19 protein-coding genes are annotated in these 19,200 nt (G+C 30.8%); 8 read left to right on the top strand and 11 right to left on the bottom strand.

Annotated elements, in window-relative coordinates; translation table 11 throughout:
* Positions 1–47 precede the first annotated feature (47 nt).
* From BMY79_RS08000 to BMY79_RS07960, 9 genes are all read right to left on the bottom strand, one after another.
* Complete coding sequence (locus BMY79_RS08000) at positions 48–3,848, bottom strand: VWA domain-containing protein (protein WP_074730731.1); 3,801 nt, start codon at positions 3,846–3,848, stop codon at positions 48–50.
* Positions 3,849–3,976: 128 nt separating this feature from the next.
* Positions 3,977–5,191: an AfsR/SARP family transcriptional regulator gene (locus tag BMY79_RS07995; RefSeq protein WP_022748321.1), complete on the bottom strand. Its 1,215-nt coding sequence runs from the start codon at positions 5,189–5,191 to the stop codon at positions 3,977–3,979.
* A 248-nt stretch (positions 5,192–5,439) separates the two neighbouring features.
* On the bottom strand, positions 5,440–6,546 hold the full coding sequence (locus tag BMY79_RS07990) for a MucBP domain-containing protein (protein WP_143065832.1): 1,107 nt from the start codon (positions 6,544–6,546) through the stop codon (positions 5,440–5,442).
* A gap of 1 nt (position 6,547) precedes the next feature.
* A complete protein-coding gene (locus BMY79_RS07985) occupies positions 6,548–7,342 on the bottom strand; it encodes a hypothetical protein (protein WP_029067332.1) in 795 nt (264 codons plus the stop codon).
* A gap of 4 nt (positions 7,343–7,346) precedes the next feature.
* A complete protein-coding gene (locus BMY79_RS07980) occupies positions 7,347–8,030 on the bottom strand; it encodes a hypothetical protein (protein WP_022748317.1) in 684 nt (227 codons plus the stop codon).
* Positions 8,031–8,222: 192 nt separating this feature from the next.
* The gene (locus BMY79_RS07975) at positions 8,223–8,411 is read right to left on the bottom strand and encodes a hypothetical protein (RefSeq protein ID WP_022748315.1); all 189 of its coding nucleotides are present in this window, start codon (positions 8,409–8,411) and stop codon (positions 8,223–8,225) included.
* 67 nt (positions 8,412–8,478) lie between these two features.
* A complete protein-coding gene (locus BMY79_RS07970) occupies positions 8,479–8,982 on the bottom strand; it encodes a GreA/GreB family elongation factor (RefSeq protein WP_022748314.1) in 504 nt (167 codons plus the stop codon).
* Complete coding sequence (locus BMY79_RS07965) at positions 8,975–9,670, bottom strand: 4'-phosphopantetheinyl transferase family protein (RefSeq protein WP_022748312.1); 696 nt, start codon at positions 9,668–9,670, stop codon at positions 8,975–8,977. Before BMY79_RS07965 ends, BMY79_RS07970 begins: the two co-directional genes overlap by 8 nt.
* On the bottom strand, positions 9,664–10,836 hold the full coding sequence (locus BMY79_RS07960) for an FprA family A-type flavoprotein (RefSeq protein WP_022748311.1): 1,173 nt from the start codon (positions 10,834–10,836) through the stop codon (positions 9,664–9,666). The genes BMY79_RS07965 and BMY79_RS07960 overlap by 7 nt, the downstream gene beginning before the upstream one ends.
* 155 nt (positions 10,837–10,991) lie before the next feature.
* On the opposite strand from BMY79_RS07960, the gene BMY79_RS12185 reads away from it, so the two are divergent.
* On the top strand, positions 10,992–11,144 hold the full coding sequence (locus tag BMY79_RS12185; RefSeq protein ID WP_022748309.1) for a hypothetical protein: 153 nt from the start codon (positions 10,992–10,994) through the stop codon (positions 11,142–11,144).
* Positions 11,145–11,257: 113 nt separating this feature from the next.
* Here the strand turns inward: BMY79_RS12185 and rnr are convergent, their stop codons facing one another.
* The gene (gene rnr / locus BMY79_RS07955; RefSeq protein ID WP_074730729.1) at positions 11,258–13,396 is read right to left on the bottom strand and encodes a ribonuclease R; all 2,139 of its coding nucleotides are present in this window, start codon (positions 13,394–13,396) and stop codon (positions 11,258–11,260) included.
* Positions 13,397–13,615: 219 nt separating this feature from the next.
* Positions 13,616–13,858 carry a preprotein translocase subunit SecG gene (gene secG / locus BMY79_RS07950; protein WP_022748306.1) on the bottom strand — a complete coding sequence of 81 codons (243 nt, stop codon included), beginning with the start codon at positions 13,856–13,858 and terminating at the stop codon, positions 13,616–13,618.
* Between the two features lie 129 nt (positions 13,859–13,987).
* Between secG and BMY79_RS07945 the strand changes: the two genes are divergently transcribed.
* The 7 genes from BMY79_RS07945 to BMY79_RS07915 are packed head-to-tail and all read left to right on the top strand — an operon-like array spanning position 13,988 to position 19,142.
* On the top strand, positions 13,988–15,022 hold the full coding sequence (locus BMY79_RS07945) for a transglutaminase family protein (protein WP_143065831.1): 1,035 nt from the start codon (positions 13,988–13,990) through the stop codon (positions 15,020–15,022).
* A 10-nt stretch (positions 15,023–15,032) separates the two neighbouring features.
* Positions 15,033–16,091: a type II secretion system F family protein gene (locus BMY79_RS07940; protein WP_022748303.1), complete on the top strand. Its 1,059-nt coding sequence runs from the start codon at positions 15,033–15,035 to the stop codon at positions 16,089–16,091.
* 41 nt (positions 16,092–16,132) lie between these two features.
* Positions 16,133–16,453, top strand: a complete 321-nt coding sequence (locus tag BMY79_RS07935) for a hypothetical protein (protein ID WP_074730728.1) — start codon at positions 16,133–16,135, stop codon at positions 16,451–16,453.
* Between the two features lie 14 nt (positions 16,454–16,467).
* Positions 16,468–16,989: a DUF4860 domain-containing protein gene (locus BMY79_RS07930; protein WP_022748300.1), complete on the top strand. Its 522-nt coding sequence runs from the start codon at positions 16,468–16,470 to the stop codon at positions 16,987–16,989.
* Between the two features lie 31 nt (positions 16,990–17,020).
* Positions 17,021–17,470, top strand: a complete 450-nt coding sequence (locus tag BMY79_RS07925; protein ID WP_022748299.1) for a hypothetical protein — start codon at positions 17,021–17,023, stop codon at positions 17,468–17,470.
* A 39-nt stretch (positions 17,471–17,509) separates the two neighbouring features.
* Entirely contained in the window at positions 17,510–18,052 is a 543-nt protein-coding gene (locus BMY79_RS07920) for a hypothetical protein (RefSeq protein ID WP_022748298.1), read from the top strand.
* 22 nt (positions 18,053–18,074) lie between these two features.
* Positions 18,075–19,142, top strand: a complete 1,068-nt coding sequence (locus BMY79_RS07915; protein ID WP_022748296.1) for a type IV pilus twitching motility protein PilT — start codon at positions 18,075–18,077, stop codon at positions 19,140–19,142.
* Positions 19,143–19,200: the final 58 nt, after the last annotated feature.

Below are 19,200 nucleotides of genomic sequence, written 5' to 3'. Positions count from 1 at the left end.
TATTATATTGGTTTCATTTTTGCTAGATCAACTAATTTAAACCATCATTATCTTTGACTAGGATTTTCTTCCTCTTCTGGTTTTGTATTTGCTTTTTCAATTATGTCAATAAGATACTCTAAATAACTTACTATATTATCATTATCAACAAGTTTAGATTGTGGCAACTCATTGCCTGGCATAACTTCTTGCTGTCTAATGATAAAGCTATTCTTTACAACGTCTGTATCAGTTGGTCTATCAGTATGGTTGAAGCTATTAGTATATTTTGCTGATGCTTTATACTCTTCGCATAAATCTTCATAATTACCACTTAAACTCTTTTTACCATTTTGTAATTCTTTGTTGCCATCTTTAAACTCAACCTTAACTTCTTTACCATCAACTGTAGCACATCCACCAGTGGCTTTAACGTCTATGTTCTTATAGCCCATTGTAGACAACTCTGATATCTTATAACTGCCTTTTGGTAAATCTTTTAGTTTAGTGGTAATGATGTAATTATCACCATCAGCTTTCAATGAATAATTATCTTTGTCTGTAAATCTAACAGTCTGATATAATTCAACAGCCTTATCATCAATTGTTACTTCTTTTCCATCCTTTAATTCATCACTATATGGTGTAAATAAAATCTTAAATGTAAAGATTGCATCGCCAAATTTCTTTGATTTTTCATAATCTTCCTTTGATATAACCTTTGAAATCTCAATCGAACCTGGCACAACATTCATTATATAACTTCCACTAGCAGTTATCTTTTGATTATCTTTACCTAACGTATAGTAATCACCTAAATTATCACCATACAAGTTCCTAACTATTCCTTCACGTTTTTCTCTATTGTATGGATGATACTCTGCTGAAAGAATATACTTTTCTGCTGCCTTTCCTGCTTTTTTCATTCTATGGTCTTCACAAGTGTCACTACCAACAACTACAAGTTTATAAGTAATTTCACCATCTAAATCACCAGCTGTACCATAATTATAAAATTGTGTGTATTCTACTTCATGCTGTGAATCATTAATTCCAGCCATCAATGCAGAGATTACATCATTACTTACGCCAAAGTCTGAATTTTTACCTGTGCCTTGATCAGCAACATCTCTTATTTTTTTCCAAATATTTTTTACTTTGGTTCCCAATAAGTATGTTTCTTCTTTTGTCTTAAATTCTCCTGCTAATAATGGGACATCAACTGTTGGAATTGGGAAATTTTTAATTGTTCCGCCAACCATAACACATGAGCTTGAGCCATTAGTTGGAATACAATAACCACCCATATATGAATCTTTGGCTTTTACTCTGAAACTAACATTCCATTTTGTTTTGTTATTTTCATCCAATGGTTCTAATTCTTGATTTTCCCATTTAATTCCATTAACTTGACCAAGTGCATCAGCTATTACAACACCCTTTATATTGTCACCAAATGTAATTACATCACCAGCTTTATATGGTTTATTATTATTATCAACTAGTTCAAATCTATCATCAATGTAATCAACAATTTGTCCTTTTTGCTTTTCGATAGATGTAATAATACTTGAAAATGCCTCTGCTAGATTTTCTATACCGTTAACATTTACAATCTTTCCTTTCGTAGCAACTTGCTGTACGATGCCATAAGTATCACTAACTGCATTAATTCCCCAGATAGTAATTCCTCTACTTTTAATAATATTTGCAGCTCTAATAGTAGCACGCTCATCTTCTGCTACGCCATCTGAGAAAAAGATTACATGATTATCCTTGCCGTTATTCATCAAAGTTTGGTCAAATAATCCATTAGCCATTGTAAAGCCATTTGAAGGAAACGTTGCACCTGCTCCTACTCTCTTTATACTATCAATTGCCGATTTAATAGCTGTTCTATTTTGTCCAACGTTAACAACTTGTTGTTGTACACCTGCCTTTGAATCAAACAAAACAATACCTAAGTTTGAATCATCACCAATTTCATCAACTAACCTCTTAGTAGCATCCTTCATCGTTTCCATACCTGTTGTGTATAATTCTGACGGGCAATCTCTTTCGGTAACTTCTCTTTTATTTAACTTGTAGTAGTATCTACCATCACGCTTGTATTCAGTAAAATAGTATCTATACCATTTTCTATCATTTTCATCGTAACGAACCAATGTCGTTTTATCACTTGGAGCCCCATAAAAATAATTATCACCCTCAACATATGAAATATCAAGTAGACTCTTAAAAACTTCTTGGTCCTTATCTGATAATTTATTATACAATGAATAACTCAACAATTTCATCGTTTCTAGTTTCATTGAAGAATATGTTCTATTTTTATCTAAAGTATCTAACTTTTTATATACTTCACTACTTGAAGTTCCACTTAATGCTTTAACATTTCTAAATAGCATCGAATTAGATGTATCAAGTACTAATACAATATTTGATGATGTAGTTGTAGTGTGTTCTATTCCTTTTGCTGCTACTCCTAAATTTATTTTATACGTTCTATCGTCTGCACTTACTAAATCAGCTGTTTTTTTAGCTGTAATACTATCTGAATCTTCTTCTACCGGTTTAAATTTTAATTTTAAAGCACTCTTACTTGCTCCTCTTTCAAGGTAGAAAATTTTCATATTATGAGGTAAACCATCATTATATGTAGTACCAATATCATATTCAATATTATTTCCCACTACTTTTTTACTTGGATCATTTATATCATTTATGGTAATATCACTACCATTTTCTGAGAAATATGTTACTTTTCCTGTTCTAAGATTAATTTTACCTTTAATAGTATTATGAATTCCACCCAAATCAACAACTTTCTTACTATCAATGTAAACTACAATATCATCGTCTGCGCCGAATTCAAATATTTCATTCTCAGCGTTTTCATCTCTAACTTGTTCTTTTGGAATAACAAAATCAAAGTCTGTTAAAACGCCAAAATGAAATTCTCTTTTACCCGTAGATTCATTAACAAATGGGCTAAATATTGAAGATCCAGCACTCTGACTAGGTTCTTCAAATTTGCCTGTTGTCTTATTTAAAACCATATCTTTTTTGCTTGAATCAAATTCATATACTCCATTATCATTTTTTTCATATAAATTTGATACATCTACGTTATAATATGCTGTCACATAATCATTTCTATCTAATTGGAAACTTGAATCACCAGGACGATATCCTACAGTATTAAACAAATCAAATGAATATACACCATCACTCATTGCTAAAGTGTTGTTTTTTAATTCATCAGCAAAAATACCCTGTTGTAATTCATCTTGATGATTTTGATTTATCTTATCTTTTGTGCTTCCAGTTGAATCTGCACCTATAAACTGTAATGGGATTTTACCTCCTGCATTACTACTGTTGTACGCATTAATGTCACCAGGTACTTCTGTAGATGGAGTTTCTGGTGTTTCCTCTGCAGTTTCGTTTTGAGTATTATTTTGTGTATCACCACTTTGTTCAGCCTTTTTTTCTGTAGACTCTTCTTTCCTAGTTGTCTCTTGTTCTACATTATTTCGTGCTGGCTCAATTTTTTCTGATGAATCTTCTTTCATTTCTGTAGATTCGTCTTTTTTCTCTTGTGAACTGTCTTCAAGTTTTTGCGTTGACTCCTCTTTCTTTTCTGTGCTTTCTTCTCGAAGAGCACTTGGTTGAGCAGTAGAATCTGGTTTAACTTTGTATTTAAACAAACTTACTCTAACCGGATTCTTTTGCAAAGCTGCGGCTAGCTGTTCTGATGTTCCAGAGCTGTTCGTATTTCCCGCACCAGCGCTGCCAATATTTCCCATCATCATCAACCCCGCTAAAATTACAGCTAATGATTTTTTACATACTGTTCTTGGCTTCATGTAACTCCTCCTTATACTCACCCTATGAATAATTTACCACCCTCATAGTAAATGAAATTCATTTTTTAATATAAATATAATACCAATACATAGTCACACGGCAGTCACACAATTATATTTTATCCACTTTAATTTTGAAAGAGTCTATCTGCGCGTGACGCCAATTCAACTGGCTCTAAATCAATCTGTACAGAAACCGATCTGTTTTTTTTGTTTTTTTCAAGTAGTTTTTCTACTATCCTATTAGACACCATTATTCCATTTTCTTCGTTGCAAGATTGTAATAAAACAATGTACTGTGAAGTTGAATATTTTGATATAACATCGCCTATTCTTAAAGAGTCAATTAAAATTTTTTCTAATGATGCCATTGCTCTTTTGATCTGGTATTCTGTCATATCATTTTTTTGTTTGTAACAACTATCTAACGTAATTAATAATACCTGACCTTCTTCATCGTCTCTTGCATTTAGTCTTGCATTCATTCGATATATTTCTTTAAAAACTTGATATCCGCACACAAAAGCACCTTTTACATCTTCGTCCATTTCATTTATGTCTTCATACACTTCATCCATTTCATCTACAACATCAGATTTACTAAATGACAATATCATCTTATAGGCTTCATCTAATTTTTCAGTCTTATTTATTTTCAATTCATTAAATAAGATTTTTTTAGCTTTATCATAAGTTTCATACGCCATAGAAACATGATCAAGCTTTACTAAAGCCTCAATTAAATAACAATAAATTTCCTCTTCTGTATTGTCTATTTTTATTGCTACGTTACATAATTTTTCTAATTCTGTCATATTATTGTCTGTGGAATATATTTCAGCGAGTCTCTTTGCTGCAGATAAGTATAACGAATGATAGTATGTGTTTAATGTCAATATCCAGTATAAGTCTAAAAACGCTGGCATAAAATCGCCTTTATAAATATCTAATCCTTCTCTATACAATAGAATTGCTTTTTCTTTTTCTTGATTTTTTGCAGTTTTTATAATTTCTTTAAATTTTTCAACATCTAATTCTACATCTACTTGTGGATTCCATTTATAGCTTCCACAACTATTTAAAATAACATCTTCTATTCCAAATTCATTTCTGAAGAAGTTTCTTAGACGGTAAATTAGATTTTTTAACGCGCCTGCAGGATTTGCAACATCCGATCTTTCCCATATAGCCATACACAGTCGCTCACTATTCAGTTCTTCGTCCCTATATATCAACAAATACAATAAAACTTTAGTCATCATAGCTGACCTAATCTCTTTCATTTCAACCACTTTATCATTATATTGTAGTTGAAATTTTCCTAAGGTGTGTATTTTCAACATAATATCAATCCTCTTTCATAGAAAATTTTATTATTTTTATATATATTTGTTTATAAATTTTTTATTTTTTTGTTTGTTTTTATTATTCTATCACTTTTTTATTTGAAATGCCACAAAAAATTTTGTTCACAATTAAATTTTTTATCATCTATAATATCTAAACAATTCTCTATAAAATAATAAAACGATGCCACCTAACTATTCATTAAGGTGGCATCAAAAAAAATATATGAATGGGGATTTGAGGTTTAATTTTTCTTATTTCGATTTACTGCTACTACCGCTCCAACTCCAAATGCTGATGCTGCTACAATAATTGCTGCTACAATAAAAATAATATTATTCATAAAGAAATTAGAGCTACCTTTACCTTTTTCTTTTTTGTTATCTATTCCAGCAGATTTTGGTGTTTTGTTCTCACCAATATTTGCTTCTTCTCCACCTTCTACGTTTTCTCCAATCTGTTCTTCACCTTCTGGATTGGCTCCTGCTGGTGTTGGGTTATCCGCAATATTTGCTCCGGCTCCTGCAGCTGCGGCACCTGCCCCGGCTCCTGCTCCGGCTCCCGCTCCGGCTCCTGCTGCTGCTAATCCACCTGTTGTTGCAACAGTTGGTGCTGGTACCACTACTGTTGGTGCTGGTGCTGCTGGTGTAGCTGGTCCAGGAATGACATTTCCAGGTACATAAGTTGTTCCTGTATATGCATAATAGAACGTAATTAAATTATCTTGTCCTTTCTCTAATTTATGTTTTACAGGTTGATTTGTTGTTGCATACTGATTAATTGTTATAGGTGATACTGTTATCTCATCACCTGCACTACCATAAACAATAACTGGTGCTGCAATTGATTCGTTTGACTGTGCATCAATATATCTAATTGTATATGGTACCGGATTTACAATTTTACCATAATCTAAAACAACTTCTTTTGAACTACCTATATCACTTTTTCCGTTAAAATCATCATCTGATAATCCCCAACGTTTCATATCATTTAATAACGCATAAGAACTATTTGTTTTTAATGCTCCCACGAAAAAATTATATAAGCTTGTCTTATCAGTTACTACATATCCAAATCCATCATTAATAGCTTTTGGAATGCTTGTTCCTTTATCAACTGTCAATCTTATAAAGCTTTCTTTAACTTCAACTTTTGAAACCGAATTTGATCCTACATTTTTACTAATTTTTAAATTTTCACTTGATATATTAAAATCTCCTACATCACCTGCTCTAAACGTAATTGTATGTTTTAATCCTTCTGCATCGATTTCTACTGGCTTAACGGTCGTAAAAACCAATAACAACGTAAGAAACGTTCCAAATAATTTACTTATCTTTCTTTTCATATCACTCATCACCCTTCCTATTGTTTTTTATTAGTGCAAAACCTGCTAATGCAATTCCTGCAACAAGAATAATAACAAGACTCAAAACAGCAACATCACTAGTTTTTACTCTCCTAGTGAGATTAGAAATAGTTGTTCTAACGCCGCTTGTAGAAGATGTTGATGGTGATACTGTATCAGGACCATAAACTATTTCATGTTCTACATCATATGCTCTAAAATTAAATTTTAGTTGTGCAGTTGCGTTCGCATAATTAACAACTGCTGTACTATCATTTCCTTCACCTTCTAGTGTTAGGGTTAAGTAAATATTTGTTTTTTCATTTTTTCCAAGCTGTGCAAGATATGTAAAATCTTTTAAATCATTAATTTCTGCCAAGCCTTCTGAACTACCATTTGACTCAGCATTTTCATATCCACCAGCTACCGCATTTAAAAGTGATTTGGCGCCTTCTTTAGTTTTTCCTACTGAGATATCATATTCATAGGCTCCACCAGATGATTTATTTGCTTCTTCAAATTTATCTATTGTTTCCTCTGATAAATAAAAATCCATTACATTATCACTTTTATTTTCAAGTTCTATAACCTGTGTTTTTGTCTCCCCTGGAGCAATTCCTTCGAATTCATCCCCAATAAGTGTCACAGATTTTCCTGACTGTTTTATGTTTCCTTCATATGTAAATGTCTTATTTGCATTGAATACTACTTTTGGAAGATTTGCTGCAAAGACTGTTGAATTTCCAAATATTGACACTACTACAGCCGTCGCTAATGCTAATATTTTTTTATTCATACCTCTACTCCTTCTTTTCCTCTTTAATTTCTACTATTTCTCCGCTATCAGATAATTTTGGGAAAACTCCCCATTCTGCTGGCATAGCCTTTGTAACACTATTTTCTTGTACTGAATAAGCCGCTACCTTAAACTGAAGTTTGCCATTAAGATAATCGTTATTTATATCCTTGTCAAAAGAAATAGAATCTACAAAATTCGATGTTTTTTCACCTGGTTTAATTGGTTTTGTATAATATAAAACCATCTCTATACCATCGTTTTTCGCTACAATCCAATCTCCCGCTTTATATTGTTCTGCATAAGTTTCTACTTTTTTTACTAATTGTCCGTCTATCTTATAACCTACATAATCATCTTTTAATTCTTTTTCATCTAACTCATCATCATTCCACGTTGATGATACTACTACTTTAGCATACATTGTAAACGGATTCTTGCCATCGCTTACATTCTTTAAATCTAATTGGCACCCTTTATCCGAACCGATTTCAATGTAGTTCGATGAACCATTTAGTTCTGTCAGTCCTGAACCTTCGATTTGAACATTAACCGAACCTTCAGTAATATCAACAACTGCCGCGCCTATACCATCTGTTGAAGAATAACTAGCAGCTAATGATCCACCAATTGCTGCGACAACAAGTAAGCCCACAGCTCCCGCTATTTTTATGTACTTTTTTTTCATATAAGCCCCTCCAAACAAATTTAATATACTCCTTAGATATCATTTATTATATTTCTTTCTAGTCACATAGAAGTCACACACTAGTATTTTATATAATAAAAAAAACCTTATAATAAACAACATCTTATATTTTATGTATCCTGCTTATTTCTAAGGTTTTTTACTATTTACTTCATTTTTTTACTATTTACTTCATTTTTTTACAATAAAATCTACGAATTTACCGTTTTCACCTTCAACCTCTTTTGATATTTCAGGTGATTTTTTACCCACCCTGATATCTTCTGGTAAAAATGGTCTCATACTAACTTTATTTGAATATAATTCATTTTGCTTATTGGAAACCCAATTAGGTTTATCTAAGTTCATTTTTCTTGGCATATTACCTCACATCCTTGTACATTACTGATTCCATTCAAGAAAAATAAAAAAAGAAATCCTAATAGAATTAAAACTTTCTTATTGAGTCCGTTTCATCACTTGTAGAGTTGTCAATTTTTTTTACAACAACGTAATACGAAAAGTTGTCATTAACTTTCACTTGACATCTATCTCCAACTTTATGTCCAAAAATTGCTGCACCTAATGGTGACTCCTTGCTAATTAAATTTTTTAACGAATTTCCTCTAACTGTCGTAACTATCTTGTAAGTTTCTGTCATATCGTCATCTTCAAAATATACATCAACTGTATTGTTCATACCAACCTCGTCTTCTTTAGACTCATCAGAAATTACAACTGCAGTCTTTATCATTTTTTCAAGATAACGAATTCTACTTTCATTTTCGTTTTTAAACTTTTTAGCAGCTTTATATTCAAAGTTTTCACTCAAGTCTCCCTGTGCTCTTGCCTCTTTGACATCTTCAAGCGCAGATTTTCGCACCACAAGTTTTCTATATTCTATTTCTTCTTTCATCTTTCTTATATCACTCTCGGTTAATTCATCATGCATCTTTATATGCCTCCTCTAATTTTAGTTGTTTTTTTATTACTTTTTTTAAATTGTTTATATTTTCAAAACAACATACACTTAAATATGTATCTGCATCTATTTGCTCTGTAAAAAAACACTCCATATCGTTAGTATCTATTTCTGAGAGATTAAATGTAATCCCTTCTCCTGTTGCTTTGACATAGCTTTCTTTTTTAGTCCATATTTTTGTAAAATATGCTGTTTTTTCTTCGTTACAAATATTATCAAATTGCTGACGTTCCGATAAAGACAATATTTTTTTTGATAGCCTTTCTAATGACTTTGGATTGTCTTTCCATCTTTTTCTTGCTGTTTCGACATCAATTCCACTTTCACAATCTGATATTACAACTGCTACATACTTTTGAGTATGACTTATATTGTAAAAAATATTACTATTTTCCAAATAGGGTTTATTATTTTTTTGATATTTTATTTGTACATCCTTAACGGATATATCTTCTACTGCTAGTGCATAACTAACAAGAAGTCCCGCAGATAAACTGCGGCACTTCTCTTCTATATTAGATATCTTTTGTATTTTTTTATATCTCTCATGATGAATCTTGCCTAATTTGACAAGCTTCTCCATAAAAACATTGCTATCTATATTTTTTTCTTTTATAAAGTTTGAATCTATACATTTTGCATAATAAACTTTTAGCATAGTACTTCCTTAACTAATTTTTCTAAATCTTGCCTGCTTGAATCATTTAATGTACTTTTTATTGTAACAACTGTATCATAAAATGTTACATCTTTTTGTTTTTCAAGGATAGATTGCATTTTCTTAGCAGCCGTTGGTCCCCAAGTTCCATTTTGAACTAATCCAATTTTTCTATTTTGGAAATTTTTAGCTACTAAATGATGTAAGAAATCTTCCATTGGCAAGAAAACCCCTGCATCATAGCTTGATGCCGCTAGTATTATTTTATCATATTTAAATGCTAGTGCAACGGCTTGAGACAAATCATTTCTTGTCAAATCATATAATTCAACTTTTAAATTTCCATTTTTTTCAAACATCTCTTTCATTTCTTTTGCTGCACTATATGTGTTACCATGTATTGACGCTACAGCAATTAAAATTCCTTCTTCTTCCGGCTTATAGCTACTCCAAATATCATATTTAGAAATGTAATATCCCAAATTTTCTGTCAAAACAGGTCCATGTAATGAACAAATCTTTTGAATATCTAGATTCGCTGCTTTCTTTAATAATGATTGAACCTGCATTCCATATTTTCCAACTATATTAATGAAATACCTTCTTCCATTATCTTCCCATGGTAAGTTTTCTTTAGGATTACCAAATCTACCAAATGCATCTGCTGCAAAAAGTACTTTTTCACTACTTTCATATGCGACCATTACTTCTGGCCAATGTACCATAGGTGCCATAACAAAAGTAAGCACATGTTTACCTAATTCTAATGTATCTCCTTCTTTTACAACAATCATTCTGTCTGTTAAATCTAGATCAAAAAACTGTGGTAATAGTTGGAATGTTTTGGTATTTCCTACTAATTTCATATTAGGATATTTATCTGCAAGCACTCTTATATTAGCTGCATGGTCTGGTTCAAGATGTAATACAACTAAATAATCTGGTTCTTTATCAGCTAATGTTGCTTCTACATTTTCTAACCAAACTTCTGTTGCTCTTTTATCTACCGTGTCCATTATTGCAATTTTTTCATCTATAATAACATATGAATTATATGAAATGCCTTCATCCACTTTATACTGGCTTTCAAAAATATCTAATTCATCATCATATACCCCTAAATGTTTGATTGAATCTGTTACAACGCAATCTTTTAAACTAATCATTTCCATTCCTCCTATATAATTTTTTACTATATATGTTGTATTTTTCGGATTTATTGTGCATTTTCTTTCAACTATTATTATATTTTATTAATATTTACATTGCAAGAGATTTCACTTATGCTATAATGTACTTATATGATTAGGAGGAAATTTATATGGAAGAAAAACTTTATAAATCTTTAGGACGCTCAGGTGCAACTAATATTGCTATTGGCGTAATCATATTAGTATGTGGTTTAGTGTGCGGAATTATTAGCATTGTCAATGGTGGTAAACTTTTAAAGAAACGTTCTAATATTATGTTTTAACTCATATTTTTATTTATTATAAGTACACTTAATAGGTACTCAATTATATATTTTTATTTAATATATAATTATAAAAATGGATGTAACTTTTTTACGATTACATCCATTTTTTATTATTCAATCATTCTAAAATCAAGCGTTCTTTTTTTAATATCTGCCTTTATCACCTTAATTTTTACTTTTTGACCTAATTTATATGTTTTACCAGTTTTTTCACCGTAAAATTCATATTTTTCTTCATCATAAATATAAAAATCATCTACTAAATCTGCAATTCTAACTAAGCCTTCTACTGTATTTGCTAGCTCTACGAAGATTCCCCATTGAGTAACACCAGAAATTACACCTTCATATTCCTGACCAATATTATCACTCATAAATTCAATTTGTTTAAGTTTAACAGTCTCTCGTTCAGATTCTGCTGCTCTTCTTTCTAAATCACTTGATGATTTTGCAATTTTAGGAAGTATTTCTGTATAATGTTTTTTACGTTTCGAATCTAATCTTCCTCTTAAGTTTTCTTTTATAATTCTATGAATCTGCAAATCAGGATATCTTCTAATTGGCGATGTAAAATGACAATAATTCATTATTGCAAGACCAAAATGTCCGGTACATTCTGTTGTATATCTAGCCTGTTTCATTGAACGCAATGCTAATCTACAAATTAACGCTTCCTCATCTTTTCCTTTAATGCTGTCTAATAATTTTTGAATTTCTTTTGGATGAACTTCATCTTTTTTCAAATGAATCATATAACCAAAATTATTAACAAAAGTAGATAATTTTTCAATTTTTTCTGGATCAGGCGCCTCATGAGTTCTATATAAAAATGGAGCCTCTCGCCAAAAATACTCTGTTGCAACCGTTTCATTTGCTACTAACATAAAATCTTCTATTAACTTAGTTGCTATATTTCTTTCATATGGTTTAATATCTATTGGCTTACCTTTTTCATCAAGGATTACTTTGGTTTCTGGGAAATCAAAATCAATTGCTCCACGTTTCATTCTTTTTCCTCTTAAAATCTCAGCCAACTTAGCCATTTCATCAATCATCGGAACAAAATCACTATACTCTTCAACAAGCTCTTGATCCGTACGTTCTAGAATTTTTTTTACTTGAGTATAACTCATTCTTCGATCTACTTTTATAACAGTTTCTGCAATCTTGTGATCTACAACTCGTCCTGTCTCATCAATGTACATTATACAACTTAATGCCAATCGATTCTCACCTTGATTTAATGAACATATTCCATTAGAAAGAGCTCTAGGCAACATTGGAATTACTCTGTCAACCAAATACACAGATGTTCCTCTTTTTATTGCTTCTCTATCAAGAGCACTTCCTTCTTGTACATAATTTGTAACATCAGCAATATGAACTCCTAACTTGAAAATATTCCCTTCTTTTGTTAACGAAACTGCATCATCTAAATCTTTAGCATCTTCGCCGTCAATTGTTATCATTCTCCATTGTCTTAGATCCATCCTTCCAGCCATATCGGCTTCAGAAACTTCTTTACCAACTCGTTCTGCTTGATTTTCTACTCTTACAGGAAATTCTTCTGGTAAATCATTTGTTCTAATTATAGATAGAATATCAACTCCAACATCATCTATTCCACCAAGAATTTCTACTACTTTTCCCTCTGAATGCTTATTTCCTTGAGAATATTTAGTGATTTGTACTACAACCTTATCTCCTGACTTGGCATTTTTAGATTTTCCTTTTGGAATAAATATATCAGAATTTAATTTAACACTATCTGGAACAGCAAAACCGAAATTTGGACTTTCTTCATATGTACAAACAATATTCGAATTTGCTCTTTCAACAATTTTCTTTACTTTACCTTCTTTTCTTTTCCCTTTTGGAGCTTTAACTATGATTACTTCAACTTTATCTTTATTAATTGCACCATTTACACTATTAGATGGTATAAAAATATCTTCAATGCTATCATCATCCACTTCCACAAAACCAAAGCCTCTTGGATTTCCAACAAATGTACCTATTATGCTACTTTCTTGTACTTTAGAGTATTTACCTCTTTTTGAAACTTCAATTTTTCCTTCAGCAATTAATTCTTCTAAAATTTTATCTAATTGTGGTCTATCTTCTTTAGTAACACCAAGAACAACCATCAATTCTTTTATTTTCATTGGGACATAAATTTTTTCGCCCATAAAGTCATATACTATTTTTTTTCTAATTTCATATAAATCTATTTTATTTTTTTTACTCACTGTTTCACCTCTACACTTTGTGCTTCATTTGTAAGTTATCTATGTGGGTTATGTACAACATACTACTCATTTTCGTCAAAATGGCATATACCTATATAGTAGGAATCGGATTTTTTACACTAAAAAAGAACCTCGCCTGATGCTGAAGTTCTTCTTTGTTAAGACAAAATACTTTGCCCTAAAAAATATAGACTTGTTCCAAATAAAACTTGCCGTATTCTACCAAATACCCAAATCTAAGACCACTGAAATAATTAACATCAATGCTACTCCGATTTTTGTAAATAATACAAGACGACCTTCAGCAGAACGTGCTTTATTCTTCTGCCAAAATGTATCTGCTGCACCTGCGATTGTACCAAGACCAGCTGATTTTCCTTCTTGCATAAGAACAACAATTGTCATAATAACACTTAATGCAATTAAAACAACTGCTAAAGCTATCTCTATATTAGTCTTCATCGAGTGTCCCTCCTATTTTACTATGTTAAAACTTACTATAGTATATCATACCGTTTCATCTTTTTCAACAGATGTCGATATAGAACGTATATGATTAATTATTTTTTATAAACTTTCTAGGAGAATATAATGCGAGCAAAATATAATAAGATTTTTAATACTATCATTATTGTGTGTTTGGCATCTGTTTTTTCAGGATGTGATAATGGTACAAGCGAGTCTCATTATTATAATCCATCTCCTTCAACTGATTATTCTAGTCCTACGGTACCTTCGACACCTTCTACTACTGATAATGGTAATGGATATGAAAATTCAGGTAATACAAACACCTCACAAAATAAACCTGCTAGCACTCCTTTGCGAGATAGCACACCTCAAGTTAAGGTTCCAACTGAGGGTGGAGAAAAAGTTGCCTCACAAGTTTGTAGTATAGATTATAGCAACCGAAACGAAGGCTATATTTTGGCAAATTATTTTGGTAGTAATCCAAAAGTCAAACTACAAATTGTCGGCCCTGATTCTGTGACTTATAATTATGATTTACCTAATCACTCTACTTGCTTTGCTTTAAGTGCAGGAAATGGTTCATATAAAATAAGTATTTATGAAAATATAAGTGGCACAAAATATTCTCTTGCTCTTACGAAAACAATAGATGTTGCCCTAAATAATGAGCTGTTACCATTTTTATATCCAAACCAATTTGTTGATTTTAATAGTTCATCACTTTGTATTTCTGTTGGGCAACAACTTGCAAGTGGGGCCAAAAATGATCTTGACGTTGTCGCAAAAACATACAACTATATCATTAATAATTTTAAATATGATTATGAAAAAGCAAAAAATTTAAAAGCAGGTTATTTACCAAATATTGATACGACTATGCAAACTAAAATTGGTATTTGTTTTGACTATGCCTCAGTTATATCCTCAATTTTACGAAGTCAACGAATTCCAACAAGACTAGAAATTGGCTATGCCGGAACAGAATACCACGCATGGATTAGTGTTTATATAAAAGATGTTGGCTGGATAAACGGAATTATACAATTCAGCGGAAATACTTGGACAATGATGGATCCAACTTTTGCCTCAACGAGTAGGAATCCTATAAAATTTATTCCTAATAAAGAAAAATATAAAATTAGTTTTGTATACTAGGAGGGATTACATGACATTTATAGAAAACCTATCTTTTAAAAACGGTTATATAAACAGAAAAAAAACTCTTTCTCCTATTGAAATATCTGCTTTTTGTAAGCAAATGGGAATGATTATTCGTGCAGGATTACCTGCACATGTTGGTATTTCTATTTTAGAGGAAGAAACAAATGATAAAATAACTAAAGAATTTTGGCATAATTTATATATTGTAATGGAAAAAGGTACTCCACTTAATAAAGCTTTAAAAGACACTAAACTTTTTCCTAATTATATGCTTTCGATGCTTGAGATAAGTGAAGAAACTGGAAAATTAGAAGATACTCTTTTTTCTCTTGCTAATTACTATGAACGTGAATCAAATATACGCCAATCTATTAGAGATGCTTTGTTTTATCCTGTCGTTATGATTATTCTTATGCTTAGCGTAATTATGATTTTAATTATTAAAATTTTACCTATTTTTACAAAGGTATATGATGAGCTAGGTGCTAATGTTACCGGCCTTGCTAATGCCTTACTTAAAATAAGTATTTTCCTAAATCACTATTTGTATGCAATTATTGCACTTCTTGTTTTATTTTTAACATTACTTGTTCTTTTTTATAAAACTGATATTGGAAAAACTTTTTTACTTGGTGGCAAAATCACTTCTCTTATTTCAAGAAGTCGCTTTGCAAACTGCATGTATCTTACTATTTATAGTGGATTAGATATTGATAACGGAATTGATCTTGCCCAAAAAGTAATTCACGATCCATTAATGAATAATAATATAGAAGCTTGTAAACATCATATAGAAAATGGCGAAACTTTTGCTAGAGCTCTTGTTCTTTCAAATATATTTTCAAATATGTATTCAACTTGGCTTACCATCGGTTTTACTACAGGTTCTATTGAAGATGTCATGAACGACATATCAACTGAATATGAAAATGAAGCCTTAGAAAAAGTAAATCGTTTAATTGGAATACTTGAGCCATCACTTGTAATTATTATGACTATCCTAATTGCTTTAATTTTATTTACTTTTATAACACCATTACTTGCAATAATGTCTAGTTTATAATAAATATAAATTTCAATCTATTAATACAAGGGGGAGATTTTATGTTTGACTCTAACAATAAAAATTGGAAACGATTTATAATTCCTTGTGGCATTGCCCTATTATTTTTAACGCTCTTTTTAGATTTTTCCATTTTTTCAGACAACCTAAACAATCGTACTCTTGCACAAGAACAGAAATTTATTGAAGAAGCTTTAGAAAAAAATATTACAACTTGCTACTGTGTAGAAGGCTTTTATCCACCTAATCTTAACTATATTGAAAGAGAATATGGTTTCACCTACAACAGTACTAAATTTTATATTGACTATACTTTTATAGCTGATAACCTCAGACCACATGTAATCGTGTTACAAAAATAAGGAGCGTGTGAATAATGTTTAGAATATTCCTGTTCGACAAAAGAAAAACTCGATTAGACTCATTTTTTTTGATTTTATTATTTTTATTTTTTGCAGTAGCTAATTCATTTGTAATTATCGCTGGTACTAAACAATATTATAATAATTCAAAAAAAATAAATGAAAATTTCAATATACGCTCATGTTCATCTTATTTGACTCAAAAAATTAATGAATATGACTATGAAAATGGTATTAAAATTTCGCAATTATATGATCCAAACGGTGATAAAACAACCGCTTTGGCTTTATATTCAAATGATACAACGCCCTCATATATAACTTATATCTACGTATATAAGGGATTCTTAAGGGAACTTGTCATAACAGAAAATTCAATTTTTTCATTAGATGCTGGACAAAAAATTGCTACAGTGAAAAATTTTGAACTTGTTGTACACTACAATCAATTACTAACAATAACTTATGAAACTTCGAAAAATCATACTGAGATTTTAGACTTTAACCTACATTCCGCAAAGATTGATATAAAATAGATAACTATGATATTTCAGTAAGGAGATAATTATGAAAAAAATAACCAATCATCATTCTAGTTTATTTTTAATTGAATTAATGATTAATCTTTTGATATTTTTAACTATCATAGGGTTATGTATGCAATTTTTCATTAAATCCACAAAACTAACTGAAACATCTAAAGAATTACATAGCTCAACTATCATTTGCAATCGAATATCTAATATTTATTCACACGGAAACACGGGCTTTGACTCATTACTCGAAGCTTTTCCTTATTCAACTGATTTTAACCAGAATTTAGTTATATATTTTGATAAGAACTTTGTTAATACACAAGAAAGAAAATGTAAATACTACTGCTTAGTAAAAACAATAAAATCACGTGATCATTACGACAAGATTATTATTAGTTGCTACAGAAAAAATAAAAAAAAAGAAATCTACTCAATCAAAACAACTCGCTACGTGCAAAAACATGTACAAGATTATAATTAATTATTATTTTGTAATCTATAGCTCTATAGGAGAAAACTTATGGAATATTTTACAGCAAAAAGTCGAAAAAACAACAAAAAATTTTCTAATTATGGTATAAGTTCAATCGTAACTATTCTTACTGTAATGTGTGTTATGTCATTTACGATTTTATCTTATATTACCTCAAAATATGATTATATACTTACCCAAAAAATTGCACACAAAAACACCGAATATTTTGAGGCCTCGTGCTATGCTAATGATCGTCTCGAAAGAATTGATAAAATCTTACATAAATGTTATGTAAATGCAGATTCAGAATCAGATTACTATACTGATGCTTTCAATAAATTGCAACAGTATTCGGGGATTTTTTATTCTAATCAAAAAACTAAACTATCCATTCAAAACTCAGGTGGCACGAGTTTTTACTATCAATTTACGACCAATATTTCTAACACACGACGACTTGAAACCATAGTTTATATAAAATATCCTCTAAATTTATCAGATACTTTCTATCAATTGAAAGGTTCTTACGAAAAAGTAGAGATTAATGAACCTATTGACGATACTCTTAATGTATACACTGGGGATTAACTAGGAAAGGGGCAACGCAATTATGAATGTTATCGATGTTTTAAAAAATGCGACTCAAAAGGGAGCTTCTGATATTTTTATTATTACCGGACGTCCTTTGACTTATCGTATTAATGAAAACATGATTCTTTTAAATGATGAAAAACTAAAACCTGATCAAACTAAAGAATTGGTATCTCAAATTTATGAATTAACTTCAGACAATAATATTAATCGTCTAATTGAGCATGGTGATGATGATTTTTCTTTCGCTTTGCCTGGAGTTTCACGTTTTAGAGTCTGTACTTTTAAACAACGTGGTTCTCTTTCTGCCGTTATTAGAATTATCACATTTGATCTTCCTGATCCAAAAGATATAGGAATTCCAGAAACTGTGATGAATCTTGCTAATATAAAAAACGGATTAGTTTTAGTTACCGGTCTCGCTGGTAGTGGAAAATCTACAACCTTAGCTTGTATAATCGACAAAATTAACAAAGAACAGGAAAAACATATTATTACACTAGAAGATCCTATTGAATACTTACATCGCCATGAAAAAAGTATTGTTACACAAAGAGAAATAAATACTGACTCGTATAGTTATTTGACGGCACTTCGTGCTTCACTCAGACAAAGTCCAGATGTAATTCTCTTGGGTGAAATGCGTGATTTTGAAACAATGAATGTTGCCGTTACTGCTGCTGAAACAGGACATCTAATTTTTTCAACATTACATACTATTGGTGCTTCTCATTCAATTGATAGAATTACCGATGCTTTTCCTGCAACGCAACAACACCAAATAGCTATACAACTATCGAGTGTTTTAAAAGCTGTTGTTTCACAAAAGTTACTTCCTTCGGTTAATGGAACTATTATTCCTGCTTTTGAGATAATGTTTGTAAATCCTGCAATCCGAACTCTTATAAGAGAAGGTAAAAATCACCAAATTGAAGGCATAATTTATACTGCCTCATCACAAAATATGATTACAATGGATTCAAGTATTTTTGAACTATATTCAAAAGGCATAATTACAAAACATACCGCTATTGCAAATGCAAATCATCCTGACCGAATGATAAAGAAAATTAACGGAACTCTTTAATATTAAATATAAAAATGGGAACGAGGATATTAGGATATTCTCGCTCCCATTTTTTGTT

The sequence above is a fragment of the Lachnobacterium bovis genome, from assembly GCF_900111325.1.
GTDB classification, from domain to species: Bacteria; Bacillota; Clostridia; order Lachnospirales; family Lachnospiraceae; genus Roseburia; species Roseburia bovis_A.
Note: the sequence above shows the minus strand (reverse complement) of the source record. Positions and strands in the feature narration are given on the sequence as shown.

What these genes read in the sequence shown, in the direction of transcription:
- BMY79_RS07995 (WP_022748321.1), bottom strand. Translation starts at nt 5,191, where the DNA reads ATGTTGAAAATACACACCTTAGGAAAATTTCAACTACAATATAATGAT.
- BMY79_RS07965 (WP_022748312.1), bottom strand. Translation starts at nt 9,670, where the DNA reads ATGCTAAAAGTTTATTATGCAAAATGTATAGATTCAAACTTTATAAAA.
- BMY79_RS07990 (WP_143065832.1), bottom strand. Translation starts at nt 6,546, where the DNA reads ATGAAAAGAAAGATAAGTAAATTATTTGGAACGTTTCTTACGTTGTTA.
- BMY79_RS07940 (WP_022748303.1), top strand. Translation starts at nt 15,033, where the DNA reads ATGACATTTATAGAAAACCTATCTTTTAAAAACGGTTATATAAACAGA.
- BMY79_RS07930 (WP_022748300.1), top strand. Translation starts at nt 16,468, where the DNA reads ATGTTTAGAATATTCCTGTTCGACAAAAGAAAAACTCGATTAGACTCA.
- BMY79_RS07960 (WP_022748311.1), bottom strand. Translation starts at nt 10,836, where the DNA reads ATGATTAGTTTAAAAGATTGCGTTGTAACAGATTCAATCAAACATTTA.
- BMY79_RS12185 (WP_022748309.1), top strand. Translation starts at nt 10,992, where the DNA reads ATGGAAGAAAAACTTTATAAATCTTTAGGACGCTCAGGTGCAACTAAT.
- BMY79_RS07980 (WP_022748317.1), bottom strand. Translation starts at nt 8,030, where the DNA reads ATGAAAAAAAAGTACATAAAAATAGCGGGAGCTGTGGGCTTACTTGTT.
- BMY79_RS07945 (WP_143065831.1), top strand. Translation starts at nt 13,988, where the DNA reads ATGCGAGCAAAATATAATAAGATTTTTAATACTATCATTATTGTGTGT.
- BMY79_RS07935 (WP_074730728.1), top strand. Translation starts at nt 16,133, where the DNA reads ATGTTTGACTCTAACAATAAAAATTGGAAACGATTTATAATTCCTTGT.
- BMY79_RS07915 (WP_022748296.1), top strand. Translation starts at nt 18,075, where the DNA reads ATGAATGTTATCGATGTTTTAAAAAATGCGACTCAAAAGGGAGCTTCT.
- BMY79_RS07975 (WP_022748315.1), bottom strand. Translation starts at nt 8,411, where the DNA reads ATGCCAAGAAAAATGAACTTAGATAAACCTAATTGGGTTTCCAATAAG.
- secG (WP_022748306.1), bottom strand. Translation starts at nt 13,858, where the DNA reads ATGAAGACTAATATAGAGATAGCTTTAGCAGTTGTTTTAATTGCATTA.
- BMY79_RS07970 (WP_022748314.1), bottom strand. Translation starts at nt 8,982, where the DNA reads ATGCATGATGAATTAACCGAGAGTGATATAAGAAAGATGAAAGAAGAA.
- BMY79_RS07920 (WP_022748298.1), top strand. Translation starts at nt 17,510, where the DNA reads ATGGAATATTTTACAGCAAAAAGTCGAAAAAACAACAAAAAATTTTCT.
- BMY79_RS07985 (WP_029067332.1), bottom strand. Translation starts at nt 7,342, where the DNA reads ATGAATAAAAAAATATTAGCATTAGCGACGGCTGTAGTAGTGTCAATA.
- BMY79_RS08000 (WP_074730731.1), bottom strand. Translation starts at nt 3,848, where the DNA reads ATGAAGCCAAGAACAGTATGTAAAAAATCATTAGCTGTAATTTTAGCG.
- BMY79_RS07925 (WP_022748299.1), top strand. Translation starts at nt 17,021, where the DNA reads ATGAAAAAAATAACCAATCATCATTCTAGTTTATTTTTAATTGAATTA.